11 protein-coding genes are annotated in these 15,931 nt (G+C 72.3%); 5 read left to right on the top strand and 6 right to left on the bottom strand.

What is annotated here, in order from left to right; translation table 11 throughout:
* Nucleotides 1-9: 9 nt before the first annotated feature.
* Nucleotides 10-798, top strand: a complete 789-nt coding sequence (locus tag DB32_RS44570) for a sterol desaturase family protein (RefSeq protein WP_075097671.1) — start codon at nucleotides 10-12, stop codon at nucleotides 796-798.
* Between the two features lie 1,465 nt (nucleotides 799-2,263).
* Here DB32_RS44570 and DB32_RS30925 read toward each other — a convergent pair.
* Nucleotides 2,264-2,935, bottom strand: coding sequence for a DUF1345 domain-containing protein (locus tag DB32_RS30925; RefSeq protein ID WP_053236245.1), 672 nt, complete (start codon nucleotides 2,933-2,935; stop codon nucleotides 2,264-2,266).
* Nucleotides 2,936-3,045: 110 nt separating this feature from the next.
* On the opposite strand from DB32_RS30925, the gene DB32_RS30920 reads away from it, so the two are divergent.
* The 3 genes from DB32_RS30920 to DB32_RS30910 all read left to right on the top strand — a co-directional run bounded on the left by DB32_RS30920 (nucleotide 3,046) and on the right by DB32_RS30910 (nucleotide 6,352).
* On the top strand, nucleotides 3,046-4,329 hold the full coding sequence (locus tag DB32_RS30920; RefSeq protein ID WP_053236244.1) for a tetratricopeptide repeat protein: 1,284 nt from the start codon (nucleotides 3,046-3,048) through the stop codon (nucleotides 4,327-4,329).
* Between the two features lie 82 nt (nucleotides 4,330-4,411).
* Nucleotides 4,412-5,518: an outer membrane protein assembly factor BamD gene (locus tag DB32_RS30915; RefSeq protein WP_053236243.1), complete on the top strand. Its 1,107-nt coding sequence runs from the start codon at nucleotides 4,412-4,414 to the stop codon at nucleotides 5,516-5,518.
* 54 nt (nucleotides 5,519-5,572) lie between these two features.
* Nucleotides 5,573-6,352 carry a tetratricopeptide repeat protein gene (locus DB32_RS30910; protein ID WP_053236242.1) on the top strand — a complete coding sequence of 260 codons (780 nt, stop codon included), beginning with the start codon at nucleotides 5,573-5,575 and terminating at the stop codon, nucleotides 6,350-6,352.
* A gap of 27 nt (nucleotides 6,353-6,379) precedes the next feature.
* Here DB32_RS30910 and DB32_RS30905 read toward each other — a convergent pair whose 3' ends face one another.
* Nucleotides 6,380-6,916, bottom strand: coding sequence for a hypothetical protein (locus tag DB32_RS30905; RefSeq protein ID WP_157069591.1), 537 nt, complete (start codon nucleotides 6,914-6,916; stop codon nucleotides 6,380-6,382).
* Nucleotides 6,917-6,958: 42 nt separating this feature from the next.
* Nucleotides 6,959-7,255, bottom strand: coding sequence for a 2Fe-2S iron-sulfur cluster-binding protein (locus DB32_RS48655; RefSeq protein ID WP_053236240.1), 297 nt, complete (start codon nucleotides 7,253-7,255; stop codon nucleotides 6,959-6,961).
* A 268-nt stretch (nucleotides 7,256-7,523) separates the two neighbouring features.
* On the opposite strand from DB32_RS48655, the gene DB32_RS30895 reads away from it, so the two are divergent.
* A complete protein-coding gene (locus DB32_RS30895; RefSeq protein ID WP_053236239.1) occupies nucleotides 7,524-12,902 on the top strand; it encodes a protein kinase domain-containing protein in 5,379 nt (1,792 codons plus the stop codon).
* A gap of 126 nt (nucleotides 12,903-13,028) precedes the next feature.
* Here DB32_RS30895 and DB32_RS30890 read toward each other — a convergent pair whose 3' ends face one another.
* The 3 genes from DB32_RS30890 to yhbY form a co-directional block, all read right to left on the bottom strand.
* Nucleotides 13,029-14,063 carry a hypothetical protein gene (locus DB32_RS30890; protein WP_157069590.1) on the bottom strand — a complete coding sequence of 345 codons (1,035 nt, stop codon included), beginning with the start codon at nucleotides 14,061-14,063 and terminating at the stop codon, nucleotides 13,029-13,031.
* Between the two features lie 201 nt (nucleotides 14,064-14,264).
* Complete coding sequence (locus tag DB32_RS30885; protein ID WP_053236237.1) at nucleotides 14,265-15,515, bottom strand: hypothetical protein; 1,251 nt, start codon at nucleotides 15,513-15,515, stop codon at nucleotides 14,265-14,267.
* 100 nt (nucleotides 15,516-15,615) lie between these two features.
* On the bottom strand, nucleotides 15,616-15,924 hold the full coding sequence (gene yhbY / locus DB32_RS30880) for a ribosome assembly RNA-binding protein YhbY (RefSeq protein WP_053236236.1): 309 nt from the start codon (nucleotides 15,922-15,924) through the stop codon (nucleotides 15,616-15,618).
* Between the last annotated feature and the right edge of the window lie 7 nt (nucleotides 15,925-15,931).

The raw sequence follows: 15,931 nt of genomic DNA, 5'->3' as shown, positions 1-15,931 counted from the left end.
CGTCGTCGCGTGCGCGCGAGCGATCTCACCGACGAGGCGAACGAGGCCGCCGCGCTCCCGTGGCGCGAGCCGGGGCTGCGCCCGAAGGACGAGCACGCGCGGCCCGCGCTCTATCGCAACGGGCTGCTCGATGCGCTCACGCGGTCGCACCCGCTCGCGCCGTACGTCGTCGGTGTGCCGTTCGCCGCGCTCTGCGCGTGGCAGGCGTGGTCGCGCGGGGTCGGCGCAGGGTGGGGCGCGCTGCTCGTCGTGGTCGGATGGGCGGCGTGGTCGCTCGTCGAGTACCTGATGCACCGCTTCCTCTTCCACGCACGCGCGGAGAACGAGACGCTGCGCATCGCGACGCTGCTGGCGCACGGACACCACCACGTGTGGCCTCGAGATCCGCGGCGCATCGCGGCGACGCCGGTGCAGCTGCTGTCGATCGCGCTGCTCTTCCACGGCCTGTTCCGGCTCGCGCTCGGTCCCGACGCGTGGTGGGCCGCGATGGCGGGCGCGACGGTGGGCTACGTCGCGTACGAGCGCGTGCACTGGGTCGCGCACCACGGTCGGCCGACGAGCCGCGTGATGCGCGCGCTGCAGGCGCACCACATGAAGCACCACCACCTCGCGCCGGGCTCGCGCTGGGGCATCGGCACGCCGCTCTGGGACTGGATCTTCCGCACGATCAGAGCTCGTGATCGGCGCCCTCGACCTCGAGCCGGACGGGGGAGGGCGCGTCGAGATCGAGCTCCGCGTGGCCGCCGATCGCGCGCGGACGCCCGGCGCGGCGCGCGGCGGCGTCGACGTCGACGGTGATCGGCAGGAGCCCGAGCGCGTGGATGCGCGCGCGGAAGCGCCCTGCGCGATCGGTGATCACGCAGCGCGCGTACTCGGGCACCGGCGGGCAGCCGTCGGCTCCGTCGAGCGGGACGCCGAGCGCGCCGATCAACACCGGCAGCGCCGCGGCCGGCGCGCCGTCGAGCACGACCGCGCCCTCCACGTCGACCGCGGGCCTCGGCGCGGCGGGACCGACGATCCACGTCTCGCGTGAGCCCGCGATCGCGATGGTCCCGTCGTCGCGCGCGCGCACGTCGTCGCAGCCACCGACGCCGACCCGCAGCCGCGCGGCACCGGTCGCGCGCTCGATCACGGTCGCGCCGCCGTCGCCGTCGCAGAGCACGACGTGCGCGCGCACCACGCGCAGCGCGGTCGCCTCGCGCGCGCGGACCGTCCATCGCACCACGTCGCGCGCGAGATCGAGCTCGAAGAGCTCCGCGCCCTGCGCGATCACGATCGCGCGCTCGTCGTCGGGGTCGACCGCGACGATCGCCGGGAGGGCGGGCGCGCCGGTCCGGATCGTCCGGCGCGCTCCGCTCGCGAGGTCGATCACCACGACGCCTCCCGTCGCGGCGACGACGAGCGAGCCGCTCGCGAGCGCGAACGCGTGAGGCCATCCGAGGCCGGGGCGCATCGCAGCGAGCGCGAAGCGCGCCCGTGTCGCGCCGGTGGCCGCGTCGAGCACCGAGATCTCGCGATCGGCGAGGAGCGCGACGTGATCACGTCCGATCACGAGGCGCGCGTCCCACGACCACGTCGGGCCGGGACGACGCCAGAGCGAGCGCGCGGTCGTGCGATCGATCCGCTCGACCTCGGTCCGCGTCGCGTCGATGCGCCACCACACGATCGCGTCGGTGCCGATCGCGGCGGCGCCGAGCGTCGATGCGCGCCCGCGCGCGTCGCCGCGCACGACGCGCCCGTCGGGATGCACGAGGAGCGTGCCCGCTCCGTCGTTCGCGACGAGCACGTCGCCGGCCGGCCACGCGTTCTCCGCGAACGGCCCGATCTGGCCCGACGGGAACACCCGCAGCGGCGCCGCGAAGGACGAGACCGCGCCCGATCCGAGCGCGGTCGACGACCAGCTCGCGCCGCGCGCCCACGGCGACGCGATGGTGAGCGCGCGATCGCCGAGCAGCACCCGCCCGGCGCGGCGCGCGACGACGCCGAGCGAGCTCGTGTCGCGCGGTGTGATCGTGAAGGTCGAGCGGAGCGCCTCGCGTCGCGGCTCGGGCTCGGGCTCGAGCTGGGGCTCGGGCGCGATCGGCGCGATCGGTGTCGCCTCCGGCTCGGGCGCGACCGGTGCGCGAGAGGCCTCGCCCGCGCCCTCGTGATCGGCGCGCACGACCGCGGCGCAGAGCGCGACGCACACCAGCATGCACCCGCCGATGCGGCTCACGCGTCGATCGTACCGCGCGCGCGCCGCTTCCATCCCTCGCGCCCGCGATCAGAACAGGCCGGCGACGAGGTTCATCGCGAGCGCGAGCACGGTCGTGTTGAAGTAGAACGACACGATCCCGTGCGCCGCCGCGTAGCGCCGCAGCCGCTTGCTCGTGATCACCACGTCCGCGGTCTGCGCCGCGACGCCGATCACGAACGCGAAGTACACGAAGTCGGCGTAGTCGGGCGGCTCGTCGCTCTGGAAGTCGAGGCCGCCCGCGACCCGCCCGGGGATCTCGGGGCGATCCTCGCAGCCCAGCTCGTACTCGTGCGCGTAGTGCAGGGCGAACATCGTGTGCACGAGCGTCCACGACAGCACGATCGTCGCGGCGACGAGCGCGAGCTGCACGCCGCGCGGCGCGTCGTCGGCCGCGAGCTCCACGACGATCGCGCCCACGCTCGCGAAGCACGCGAGCACGGTCAGCACGAGGATCACGAACGCGCCCACGTCCTGCTCGATCGCACGCCGCCGCATCGTCGCGGCGTCGGAGCGCGCCATCATCGAGTACGCGACGAGCAGGTACGCGAGGACGCCCACGTCCCACGCCACCAGCACGCGCGTCGGCGTGCCCCATGCCGACGGAAGCGCGAGCCCCAGCACCGACGACGCGACCGCGCCCACGAAGAGGCCGGGCCGCGAGCGCACCACGCGGATCGGTCGCGCCAGGACCTCGAGCACCGAGGCGAGCGTACCGCGACGTACCGCTGCGCGTGAGCATCCACGTTCCCGGCCTGGCGCGAGTGCGGTACTAAGACGGCTCGGTCCTCCGCACGAAAGGAAGCCTGCCGATGCGTCGTGTCGTCGCCGTCCTGATCGCCGCGCTCGCCCTCGGGCTCGTCGCTCCGCCCCCGGCGGTGCGTGCGCAGGAGACCGAGCTCGCGCGCCTGCGCACCGAATCGCGCGCTGCGCCGCGCGATCACGCGGTCCAGCGCGCGCTGGGGATCGCGCTGCTGCGCGCCGGTCGGTACCGCGAGGCCGAGGCCCAGCTCACGCGCGCGGCGCGCCTGACGCCGGGCTCGCTCGATGCGCTCTTCGACGTCGCGCGGGTCGCGTTCGCGCGCGAAGATCACGGCGCGGCGGAGCGTGCGTGCCGTGCGCTGACGCGCGCGCAGGCGGACGCAGTGCTCACCCGCGTGTGCAATGCGCGCGCGGACCTGGTGTGGAACCGCAGCGCGCGCGCGTTCGAGCAGCTCGAGGCGGCGCTCGCGACCGAGCCCACGAGCTACGAGGCGCTCTACGCGCTCGCGGAGGCCCATCGCCGCCGCGCGGCGGTGAGCGACGCCGAGGCTGCGTACCAGCGCGCGATCCAGGCGCGCCCCCAGTCGGCGGAGCCGCACCTCGGGCTCGGTCGTCTGTACGCAGCCGCGGGGCGACGCGACGACGCGGTGCGCGCGATGCGCCGGGCGCTCGAGCTCGATGCGAGCGATCCCGAGATCCAGTACGAGCTCGGACGGCTGCTCTCGTCGTCGGACGAGGGCCGCACGCTGCTCGCGCGCGCCGTCGCGGGCCGCCCCGACTGGCCCGAGGCGCAGGTCGCCGCCGCCGACGCGATGCTCGCCGCCGGCCAGGTCGATGCGGCCGAGGCTGCGTACCGCGCGGCGATCAGCGCGCACGCCGACAACGCGCCGGCGCACTCGGGCCTCGGTCGTGTGCTCGTGCAGCGCGGCGATCTCGCGGGCGCGGAGCAGGAGATCCGCCGCGCGCTCGCGCTCGTCGCGAACGATCCCGGCAGCGCGCTCGCGCTCGGCGACGTGCTCGCGCGCACCGAGCGCTACGAGGAAGCGTTCGAGCAGTATCGCCACGCGGCCGATCTCGATCCCCGCAACCCCGCGGGCCTGGTGCGCGCGGCCGAGCTCGCGATGCGTCAGAACCGCGACGTGCTCGCGAGCGGCTTCCTCGATCGCGTGCTCCAGCAGCACCCGAACAACGCGCCCGCGCTCGCGCTCTACGGCGACGTGATGCGCGCCCGTCGCGACACCACGCGCGCCCGCGACTACTACCAGCGCGCCCTCGCGGGCAGCGGCGAGCTCGATCGCGCGCGCGTCGAGCAGGCGCTCCGCGAGCTGCGGTAGCGACGGCGCCCTGCGCGCGCGGTGAGACCAGCTGCCTCAGCTGGTTGCCGACGTGTCGGGGCTCATCTAGCCTCGGCGCGCCGTGCCGGACCTCCGTCTCTACGCCCCCGTCGCTCTCGTTCTCGCGCTCGCCGCATGCGGCGGATCGCAGCAGGGGGCCGCGCTCAGCTACGGCGAGAGCGCCCGTCGCGACTACGAGCGCGCGCTCGCCGCGGTGGAGGACAACGACTGTCTCACCGCCGCCCCGCTGCTCCAGAACGTGAGGCGCGAGTACCCGTACTCCCGCTATGCCGCGCTCGCCGAGCTGCGACTCGCCGACTGCGAGCTCTCCCAGCAGCACTACACCGAGGCGATCCGCGCGTACCGCTCGTTCATCCGCCAGCGCCCGACGCACGCCGAGATCGACACCGCGAACTACTCGATCGCGCGCGCGTACTTCCAGCAGATCCCCACGGACTTCTTTCTCTCTCCGCCGCCGGAGGAGCGTGATCAGGCCGCGACGCGCTCGGCGCTGCGCGTCGTGCGTCGCTTCCTCGCCGACTACCCGGAGAGCGAGCACGTCGAGGACGCGCGCCGCATCGAGCGTCAGGTGCTCGATCTGCTGGCGCGGCACGAGCTCTACGTCGCGTCGTACTACCTGAACCGCGACCAGCCCCACGCGACCATCTCGCGCATCCAGACGCTGCTCTCCGAGTACGACGGCAGCGGCGTGGTGCCCGAGGCGCTGCTGCTGATGGGCCGCACGTACCTGCACATGCGCGAGCAGCGCGACGCGCGCCTCGCGTTCGGCGAGCTCGTCGATCGCTTCCCGCGCAGCGGCTACGCGGTGCAGGCGCGCAACTACCTGCGCACGATGGGCAGCACGGATCCGGTGGACGCGCCCGAGCCCGAGGACCAGCCGCGTCGTCCCTCGGGCGGCCGCGGCATCGAGCCGGGCACCGACATCGACGACGTCACGGGCGACGATCGCAGCGGCCTCGGCGGCTCGGGCACGCCGGGCACCGACTCGCTCGAGGACACGAGCGAGATGGGCATCGAGGTGCGCGGAACGGACGTCGAGGCCGCGGATCTCGAGCGCGGCCGGACCTCGGGCGCGATCGAGGAGGACATCCAGCGCGAGGAGCGCGAGCGCGCCGCCGACGAGATCGAAGAGGACATCGCGGACCAGCAGCGCGAAGAAGAGCCCTGAGTTCTTTACGCGTTCCCGTCACCTCGATACGATTCGGTCCTCGAGCGGTATCCGATGGACGAACGCACGAAACAGCTCCTCGCCCTCGGTCGCGAGCACTACGAGAAGCGCGAGTTCGACAAGGCGGAGCACTACCTCCGGCAGGTGCTCGAGCGCGAGACCGCGAAGTTCGCGGACGTGCTCAACATGACGGGCGTCATCCACCACGATCGCGGCCGCTTCGAGGAAGCACAGGCAGCGTTCGAAGAGGCGCTCCAGATCAACCCGAACTACACGGAGGCCGCGCTCAACCTCGCGGTCACGTACAACGACCTCGGCCGTTACGACGAGGCGAAGCGCATCTACCAAGCGGCGCTCGCGCGCGGCGCGGACTCGCCGGGTCAGCTCGACCCGTTCGTGAAGGGCAAGATCGCGAACCTCCACGCCGAGGTCGCGCAGGCCTACACCGACGCGGGCATGATGCCCGACGCGATGCACGAGCTGCGCAAGGCGATCCTGCTCTGCCCGACGTTCGCCGATCTGCGCGTGAAGCTCGCGAACCTCTATCGCCAGGCGGGCGATCTCGATGCCGCGCGCTTCGAGCTCGAAGAGGCGATCAACGCGCGCCCGCGCTACGTGCCGGCGTACATCGCGCTCGGCGTCACGCTGCTCTCGATGGGCAACGGCGAGCGCGCGATGGAGAGCTGGAAGAGCGCGCTCGAGGTCGACCCCGACAACAAGGCGGCCGACATGTACCTGCGCATGGCGCGCGGCGCGACGTCGTCGTCGCCGCCGCCGAAGCTCGACGCGTCGGCCGAGCGCGCGATCCTCGGCGGCAAGATCGACAACGACTGAGCGCGCGGCCGCGCGCGATCGACGGCGCTAGAACACCTGCGCGATGGCGTCGGCGTCGACGCGCCCGAGATCGGCGCGCGCCTTGTCCGCCATCCACATGAACGCGGCCCACGCGACGGGCCCGAGCAGCAGGTTGCAGTACGGCACGAAGTGCAGACACGCCGCGAGGACCGGCACCACGACCGGCACCTGCTCGCGCGACCCGCGCGTGAGCGACGCGCTGTTGATCGAATTCGCGATGCCGATGTTGCACGCGAAGATCCGGAACGCGTTGAAGCACGGCACGAAGAAGAGCACGACCGCCACCGCGGGCGTCACGCGCCCGACGAGCGGCGCCTCGCGGTGCTCCTCGGGGATGCTCGACCACGCGTCGTAGACCCACCAGAGCGCGCACCCGAACCACCCGATCATCGCGGGGAGCGCGGGCAGCAGGATCACCGTGCCGACGATCTCGAGGTCGCGATCGATCTCGCCGAGCACTGCGGCCGCGATGCCTCCGGCGAACGCGAAGGCGTATGTCGCGACGTACGAGCCGACGAAGAAGTACTTGATGCGCGCGTTCACGGAGCCCCCCGGCGCCACGATACGCGAACGCGCGCTCCGCGATCACTCCGGCTCGACGACCTCGAGCGTGATCTTCCCCTCGCCGACCACGTTGATCTGGCAGCAGAGGCGCACGTCCTTGCCGTCGCCGAACACCTCGAGCACGTCGAGCTCGTCGTCCTGCGGCTTGCTGAGGAGCGCCATGCCCTCCTTCACGCGCACGCGGCACGTTCCGCAGCTCGCGGAGCGACACGAGAACGGCACCTCGGCCTCGGGATGCTCGTCACACGTGTCCACGAGGGCAGTGCCCACCTTCACGTCGCACTCGTAGCCGGACGGCAGGAAACGGACCTTGGTCATACGCGGCCGCGAGTATGGACGAGGCATCGGCTCGGTCAACACCCGCGAGCGGGCCCGAGCTGGCGCGTGGCGCAGCGCCTCGATCCCTCGCGCACCTGCCCGTTCTTCGCGGCACACGCACGCGTGATCTCGCTCGCGCGGCTTGGACCAATTGGACCAGCCGTGTACGATCCGCGCCCCCCCGCGCGTGCGCGGTACGCCGCGTTTGCGTTTCCTCCTCCCCATCTCCGCACGGATCGGCTGTCGTTCGGCCAATCCGAAGGACCCCATGACCGCGACGATCGACATCCTCCGTGGGGAGCTCGAGCGGCTGTTCGAGCTCGACGACATGAAGCAGCTCTCCAGCGACCTGCTGGGCATCGCGCCCGACGAGGTCGGTGCGACCAGCGGCAAGGGCGCGTTCGCACGCGCGCTGGTGGAGCGCTGCAGCGCCGACGACGCGCTCCCCGCGCTCGCCGACGCGATCGTGCTGGTCAAGAAGGGCATGAAGGAGGGGCTCGACCTCTACGTCGCCCCCAGCGAGGAGCTCGCGGCCGGCACGGTGGTCGGCGGCTTCAAGATCCAGAAGAAGCTCGGCGAGGGCGGCATCGGCGTCGTCTATCTCGCGGAGAAGGGCGCCGGCTCGAACGGCGCTGCAGCCAAGGACGGAGCCGACGGCGAGAAGGTCGCGCTCAAGGTGCTGCGCGCGGTGTACGCGAAGGATCGCGCCGCCGCGAAGCGCTGGCTGACCGCGGCGCGCGCGGTCGCGCGGATCGACGAGCGCGGCATCGGTCGCATCGTCGCGACGGGCGAGCTCGAGGATGGTCGCCCGTGGGTCGCGACCGAGCACGTCGACGGTCAGTCGCTCGCGGCGCGCCTGTCGCGCACCGGTCCGATGCACTTCAACGAGGCGCGCCCGATCGTGCGCGGCGCGCTCGCGGCGCTCGAGGCGATGCACGCGAAGGGCATGGCCCACGGCGGCGTGAAGAGCGAGAACGTCTTCATGCTTCGGCCGAGCGCGTCGGACAAGATGCGCAACGAGCCGAGCGGTCTGCTCGTCGATCCGGGCGCGGATCGCTTGTTCGCGCGTCCGCCGATCACGAGCGCGGAGCGCAGCGGCATCGTGCCGCTCGCGGGCACGCCGAAGACGTTCGCGCCCGAGCAGGCGCGCCTCGGCCGCGCGGTGCCGAGCGGCGATCTCTACGCGCTCGGCGTCGTGCTCTACGAGGCGCTCACGGGGCGCGCGCCGTTCACCGGCGAGACCGCGATCGACGTGATCGCGCAGCACCTCACCGCCGAGCCCGCCGCGCCCTCGACGCACGCGCCGCGCGGCTGGGTCGCGCGTGAGCTCGACGAGATCGTGCTGAAGGCGCTCGCGAAGGATCCCGCGGCTCGTTACCAGAGCGCGCAGGAGCTTCGCGAGGCGCTCGAGTCGATCGGCCGCGCGTCGATCCCGCCGGCCGCGCGCAAGAAGGAAGAGCTCGATCAGGCCGCGTTCGAGAAGGCGAAGGCCGCGCTGCTCGACGCACCGACCGACGAGTCGCTCGCGGCGCAGCTCGAGCAGCTCGTCGACGCGGCGCAGGAGTGGGGCAAGGCCGCGGAGGTCTTCACCGAGGCGGCCGCGAAGGTCGAGGATGTCGAGGCGAAGAAGTCGCTGCTCTTCCGCGTCGCGCGCCTGAACGAGACCGATCTCGGCGACGCGAAGGCGGCCGAGGTCGCGTACCGCAAGATCCTCGAGGTCGATCCCGAGGACGAGATCGCGCGCGTCGCGCTCGAGGAGCTCAAGCGCCAGACCGGCGACGCCGAAGGGCTCGTCGAGCTCCTGCTCGAGAAGAGCGAGCGCGAAGAGGTCCCCTCGGAGCGCGCGCAGATCCTCCGCGAGATCGCGGAGACGTACGAGAAGCAGCTCGGCGACGCGGACAACGCGTTCGTCGCGTGGGTGCAGGCGCTCACCGACGAGCCGCGCGACGAGCGCGCGCAGCGCGAGATCGAGCGTCTCGCGTCGGGCTCGACCGAGCGCTGGAACGAGGCGCTCACGGCGCTCAACGAGGCGGTGCAGGCGAGCGAGGATCGCGACGCGCGCATCGCGCTCTACGTGCTGATGGGCCGCTGGTACGCGGAGCGCCTCGGGCGCCCCGACTTCGCGCTGCCGTGCTTCGGCCAGGCGCTCGCGCTCGATCCCGCGAGCGACGCGGCGCTCGACGGAACGGTCGAGCTCTATCGCAAGGCGCAGAGCTGGCAGGAGCTCGCGCAGATCCTCCTGCGCCGCGCAGAGGTCGCGACCTCGCAGGCGCGGGCGCGCGACTTCCTCGCGGAGGCCGCGGAGATCGTGCATCGCCGACTCGGCGACGGCGCGCGCGCGGCGGAGATCTTCGAGAAGGTGCTCGAGGCGGATCCCGCGCACCCGAAGGCGACCGACGCGCTCGAGACGCTGTACAGCGAGCGCAAGGACTGGCCGGCGCTCGTCGCGCTCCTGGAGAAGAAGGCCGAGAGCCAGCGCGGCGAGGAGAAGGCCGAGACCCTCGCGGCGATCGCGGAGGTCTACGAGGACCGGATCGCCGACGGCGAGAAGTCGATCACGAGCTACCAGAAGGCGCTCGCGATCGCGCCGCGTCACCTCGGCGCGCTCAAGGGCCTCGAGCGCATCCTCGCGCAGAAGGGCCGGTTCGCGGAGCTCCTCGAGAACCTGCGCGCGCAGCTCGAGGCTGTCGCGACGCCGCGCCAGAAGATCTCGATCCTCGAGCGCGTCGGCAGCATCCAGGAAGAGGAGTTCGTCGAGCACGCGAAGGCGGCGGAGACGTACGAGCAGATCGTCGCGATCGAGCCCGGTCACGACGGCGCGAACGCGGCGCTCGCGCGCCTCTATCGCCAGCTGCACCGCTTCGACGATCTCGCGGCGACGCTCGAGCGCCACGCGAAGGGCAGCGCGGACGACGCGCGCAAGATCGGCCTCCTGCTCCAGGCGAGCAAGGTGCTGATGGTCGACGTCGGCGCGCCCGATCGCGCGATCTCGGTCGCGGAGCGCGTGCTCGCGATCGACAGCAAGCACGCGGAAGCGCTCGACTTCGTCGCGCGCCTGCGCGCGCAGACCGGCGACGTGCGCGCGGCGCTCGAGGCCGTCGAGCGCCTCGCGGACTCGGAGCGCGAGCCGGCGAAGAAGGCCGAGCTCTTCGTGCGCGCGGCGCGCATCCTCGAGGACTCGGGCGACAAGGACGGCGCGATCGCGCGCTACAAGTCCGCGCTCGACGCCGACTCGAACAACGCGGCGGCGGCCTCGGCGCTGCGCTCGATCTACGCGGGGCGCGGCGACGCGCACGGCGCGGCGGAGATCCTGCTCCGCGAGATCGCGGTCACGTCGGGCGCGAGCGCGCAGGCGAAGCTCTACGCGGACCTCGGCTTCCTGCGTCGTGATCGTCTCAAGGAGCCGGCCGCGGCGACCGAGGCGTTCAAGAAGGCGCTCGAGCTCGACGCGACGTGCACGCCCGCCGCGCGCGGCCTCGGCGACGTCGCGTTCGACGCGAACGACTTCAAGGAGGCGGCGAAGCACTACGAGCCGCTGCTCGCGCGCACGAGCGAGATGACGAAGGAGGTCGCGCGCGACGTGAGCGTCCGCTGCGGCGACGCGTTCCGGAAGCTCTCGCAGTTCGACAAGGCGCAGCGCGCGTACCTCAACGCGAAGGCGTTCGCGCCGGAGGATCGCGAGGTCCTCGAGCGCGTCGCGGCGGTGACGTTCGACGCGGGCGAGGCGGACGAGGCCGCGGAGCTCTACCGCGACATCCTCGCGAAGTTCGGCAAGGATCTGGTCGGCACCGATCGCGGCAACGTGCTCTATCGCTTCGGCGAGGCGCTCCGTCGAAGCGAGCAGCTCGACGAGGCGGCGAGCGCGCTCGAGGAGGCGACGCAGCACCTGCCGGGCGCGGCCGAGCCGCTCGACGCGCTCAAGCAGCTCTTCGCGACGAAGGGCGACTGGGAGAAGGTGATCAAGACGCTGCGCCGCCGCATGGAGTCGGCGAGCGACGACGATCGCTTCGCGCTCCTCGTCGAGACCGGCGACGTGCTGCTGCAGAAGCTCGGCGACAAGCAGCGCGCGGGCAAGAGCTACGTCGCGGCGCTCGAGCTCAAGGGCGACGATCGCAACCTGCTGACGAAGCTGATGGCGGTCTACTCGGAGACGAGGGACTGGGGGAAGCTCGTCGAGGTCATCCTGCGCATCGCGGATCTCGTCGAAGACCCGGCGCAGCTCGCGAAGTACTACAACACCGCGGCCGCGATCTCGCACTTCGAGCTCAAGCGGCTCGACGAGGCGGCGGACTACTACGAGCAGGCGCTCGAGCACTCGCCGCTGCTCGCGAAGGCGTTCGAGGGGCTCGTCTCGGCGCTCACCGAGAAGACCGACTGGACGCGTCTCGAGAGCGCGTACCGCAACCGCATCAAGAAGCTCGAGGGCCTCGGGGAGGGCAAGCGCCCGAGCCGCGAGGAGCTCGCGCACCTCTGGGACGCGCTCGGCGAGCTGCTGAAGCACCGCCTCAACCGCGCGAGCGACGCGGTCGACGCGTTCGATCAGGCGCAGAAGCTCGAGCCGACGAACCGTCGTCGCGCCGAGCAGCTCGCGGAGATCTACGCGGCCGAGCCGAAGCGCTGGTTCAGCAAGGCGGTGTCGGTGCACCAGCAGCTGCTGACGCTGAGCCCCTATCGCATCGAGAGCTACCAGGCGCTGCGGAAGCTCTACACCGAGGGCAAGAAACCCGACGAGAGCTGGTGCCTCTGCCAGGCGCTCACCGCGCTGAAGAACGCGGAGCCCGACGAGGAGGCGTTCTTCAAGAAGCACCGCTCGCGCAAGCCGCTCGCGGCGAAGGATCCGATGAGCGAGGACGCATGGGCGAAGCTCGTCATGCATCCCGATCAGGATCCGCTGCTCACCGACATCTTCACGACGATCGCGCCTGCGGTGATCGCGGTGCGCAGCCAGCCGCTCTCGGCGTTCCGGCTCGACGCGTCGAAGAAGCGCGACGCGAAGAGCGACTCGGCGGAGATGGCGCGCTCGCTCCACCACGCGTCGCAGGTCACTCGGATCGCGCTGCCCGAGCTCTACTACCGCGACGACGACGCGGGCGGCCTCTCGTTCGTGTTCGCGAGCCCGGTCGCGGTCGGTCTCGGCAAGGGCGCGCGCGCGGGTGGACCCGCGCAGGCGCTCTCGTTCGTCGCGGCGCGCCACCTCGCGTTCACCAAGGGCGGCATGGTGCTCCGTCACCTCGTGCCGACGGGCTCGGGCCTGCGCGCGTGGCTGCTCGCGGCGATCAAGAGCGTGGTGCCGCAGTTCCCGATCCCGGGTGACCTCGCGAGCTCGGTCGAGGAGCACATGGGGGCGTTCAAGAAGCACCTGAGCGGGCCGCAGCAGGAGACCCTGCGCAGCCTCGTGCAGAAGCTGCTGAGCGCGGCGCCCGAGCTCGACCTCAAGCGCTGGACCGCGGCCGTCGATCTCACGGCGGACCGCATCGGCTTCATCGTCGCGAACGATCTCGAGATCGCGAGCGCGCTGGTGCGCGCGAGCCCCGAGGAGTCGAGCGCGGTGCCGCAGAAGGATCGCCTCCGCGAGCTGCACCTCTACTCGGTGAGCGAGCAGTACCTCGCGCTGCGTCACAAGCTCGGCGTCGCGATCGGCGACTGAGTCATCGCCGGAGTGCTCGTCCCGGGGCGAGCCGCCACACACGAGAAGAGCCCCGCGACGCACGACGTCGCGGGGCTCGTTTCGTTCATGCGCTACGGAATCCGTAGCGCTACGGAATCCGTAGCGTCAGCCGTCGGAGCGCAGCTCGCCCCACTCGACGACGCGCATGTCCTCGAAGCGGATCGGCCCCGTCTCGCCGGTGGAGAGCATCCCGCCCTCCCACGCCGCGCGCGCGTCGGGCGAGCCGTCCGCGTAGAGGTTGATCGAGCCCGAGAAGTCGCCGACGTACGCGCCGTACTCCTGCAGCGCGCGCGCGATGATGCGGCCGGTCGGAGAGAGACCGAGCGCGTCGACGTCGATGCTCGGATCGAGCTGCACGCGCCCGCCGCACGGGATGCCGCGATCGGGCGAGATGAGCCCGTTCGCCGGATGCCCGGTGCTCGCGGGCGACGTGAAGAAGCGCTGGCGGATCCCGGGGTACGCGATCACGAGCGCGTGATCGATGCGTCCCGCGCGGATCTCCTCGACGCGCACCAGTCCGGCGATGAGCGGGAAGCCGCACGCGCGCGAGCCGTGCGACTCGTACCACGGCGACGATCCGCCCTTCGGTGGCCGCACGCCCGAGCCGCTCAGATCGATCGTCGAGCAGAGCGCGCAGTCCCACGCTCCGTCGCCCCGCGGCCGCGCCTGGAAGAAGTCGTACGCGCGCCCCGACGCGCGATCGATCAGCGCGAGGTGGCCGTCGCCTTCGGGCGCGGGCTGCGCGCCCGCGGGCACCGGCCACATGAACGTGTGCGCCTCGCCCTCGTTGCTCAGCGGCGTGATCACGCGGACGAGCGGCATCGACGCGTCGACGTCGTAGACCGGCACGCTCCACGGGTGGATCGACACGCTGAGCCCGGGGAATTCCGAGCTCGTGCGCATGTGCTCCATGAGCGCGTCGGAGTCGGGCCGGATCGCGACGTCGTCGGGGATGCGCGTGTTCCACGGGCTCGAGCTCGCGAACGGGCGCCACGCGCCACCGCCGGTCTGCTGGCCCGAGTCGGACTCGCCGCCGGTCGTGCGCCCCGCGTCGGCGCCGCCGCTCAGCGCGCCTGGCTGACATGCGCCGCCGAGCGCGAGGACGATCGTGATCGCGACGAGCTGCTCCCTGGTGCTCATGGCGCGCGACTCTCTCGCGACGTCGCGCGCCACGCAACGGCCCCACGAAAGCGACGACGCGCGCCGCTCGGCCGAGACCGAGGGCGCGCGTCGCTCGCGGATGTCGCGAGCTCGAAGAGTCGGCTCGCCCGCAGGTCCCTACCGTCCACGCGCTTCGCGCGCTCCCGTCCGGGATCTGCGTGACGAGCACTCCGGTACGGCTCAGCCGTCGCTGATCAGCGTGCCCCACTCGACGACGCGGAGGCGCTCGATCGGGATCCGGTTCACGCTCGCCTCGTCGAGCAGACCGCTGTCCCACGCGGCGCGCGCCTCGGGCGAGCCATCGGCGTAAAGGCTGATCGACTCCGAGTAGTCACCGACGTACGCGCCGTACTCCTGCAGCGCACGCGCGATGATGCGCGCCGAGGGCGTGAGCCCGAGCGCGTCGACGTTCACGCTCGGATCGAGCTGGATGCGGCCGCCGCACGGGATGCCGCGATCGGGCGAGACGATGCCGTTCGCCGGATGTCCGGTGCTCGCGGGCGAGCGGAACCAGCGCTGGCGGATGCCGGGGTACGCGATCGCGAGCGCGTGATCGATGCGCCCTGCGCGCATCTCCTCCGCGGTGATCAGACCCGCGGCGAGCGGGAAGCCGCACGCGCGCGAGCCGTGCGACTCGTACCACGGCGTCGATCCGCCCTTCGGCGGGCGCACGCCGGTGCCGTTCATGTCGGCGGTCGCGCAGAGCGAGCACGTCCACGAGCCGTCGGCCTGACGGCGCCCGTTCCAGAAGTCGTACTCGCGACCGGTCGCGCGATCGACGATCAGCAGGTGACCGTCGGCCTCGGGATCCGACTCTGCGCCCGCGGGCACCGGCCACCAGAACGTGCGGTTCTCGCCTTCGTTGCTGAGGCTCGCGACGACGCGCACGAGCGGCGTCGACGACGACGCGGAGTACATCGGGATGCCCCACGGGCGCACGTTCACGCCGAGGCCGGGCCAGCGCGTGCTCGTGCGGAGGTGCTCGATCAGCTGCGCGGAGTCGGGACGGATCGCGACGTTCGACGCGATGCGCGTGTTCCACGGGCTGCTCGCGCCGAAGGGACGCCACGCGGTCGGCGTGGTCGGAGGAGTGCCCGCGTCGGTGCCCGCGTCCACGGCGGGCGTGGTACTGCCCGCGTCACGCGCGACGATCACGCCCGAGTCGCGCACGCCCGAGTCGCGCACGCCCGAGTCGATCGGCGCCGGCGTGCTGCCGGCGTCGGCGACGACGACGGGGCCTGCGTCGGACGTGGCGCCCGCGTCACGACGCGGATGAGGGCGCCGGCGCAGCGCGTCGAAGTCGGTGGTGTCGTCGGTGCCGTCGCTCGCGGTTCCGCGCGAGAGCGACCCGGTCGCACACCCGAGGGAGAGGAGGACGAAGGAGAGCGCCGCGAGACGCGACGCGTTCCTGCGGAACGTACTGCTGTCCATAGGGCGGCCAGCCTGCCGGATGCCGGCGCCGCCCAGTGTCCGGGAAGCTCCCCTCGACGATCGGACGGGGCCGCTCGCCGCGATCGGAGGAACGTCGCGATCAGGGCAGCTTGATCTTCGGCCGCTCCGGATGGCGCCGGTAGAGCACGAGCACGCGCCCGATCTCGTCGACGATCTGCGCGGAGAGCGCGCGGCGCAGGTGCTGCGCCATCTCGCGTCGCTCGTCCTTCTCGAGCTGCGGCAGCTTCACCTTGATGAGCTCGTGATCGTGCAGCGCTTGCCACGCGGCGCGCACGACGGCGTCGGACACGCCCTCCTTCCCGACCTGCACGACGGGGTCGAGATGATGGGCGAGCGCCCGGAGATGACGTGCCTGACGACCGTTCAACGACGACGCGTTCCCGCGCATGAGGCCC

Origin of the sequence: Sandaracinus amylolyticus (assembly GCF_000737325.1) — a bacterium.
GTDB classification, from domain to species: Bacteria; Myxococcota_A; Polyangia; order Polyangiales; family Sandaracinaceae; genus Sandaracinus; species Sandaracinus amylolyticus.
Note: the sequence above shows the minus strand (reverse complement) of the source record. Positions and strands in the feature narration are given on the sequence as shown.

Bases quoted from the DNA above. Each gene is read 5' to 3' on its own strand.
- DB32_RS30920 (WP_053236244.1), top strand. From the start codon at position 3,046: ATGCGTCGTGTCGTCGCCGTCCTGATCGCCGCGCTCGCCCTCGGGCTC.
- DB32_RS30910 (WP_053236242.1), top strand. From the start codon at position 5,573: ATGGACGAACGCACGAAACAGCTCCTCGCCCTCGGTCGCGAGCACTAC.
- DB32_RS48655 (WP_053236240.1), bottom strand. From the start codon at position 7,255: ATGACCAAGGTCCGTTTCCTGCCGTCCGGCTACGAGTGCGACGTGAAG.
- DB32_RS30895 (WP_053236239.1), top strand. From the start codon at position 7,524: ATGACCGCGACGATCGACATCCTCCGTGGGGAGCTCGAGCGGCTGTTC.
- DB32_RS30890 (WP_157069590.1), bottom strand. From the start codon at position 14,063: ATGAGCACCAGGGAGCAGCTCGTCGCGATCACGATCGTCCTCGCGCTC.
- DB32_RS30885 (WP_053236237.1), bottom strand. From the start codon at position 15,515: ATGGACAGCAGTACGTTCCGCAGGAACGCGTCGCGTCTCGCGGCGCTC.
- yhbY (WP_053236236.1), bottom strand. From the start codon at position 15,924: ATGCGCGGGAACGCGTCGTCGTTGAACGGTCGTCAGGCACGTCATCTC.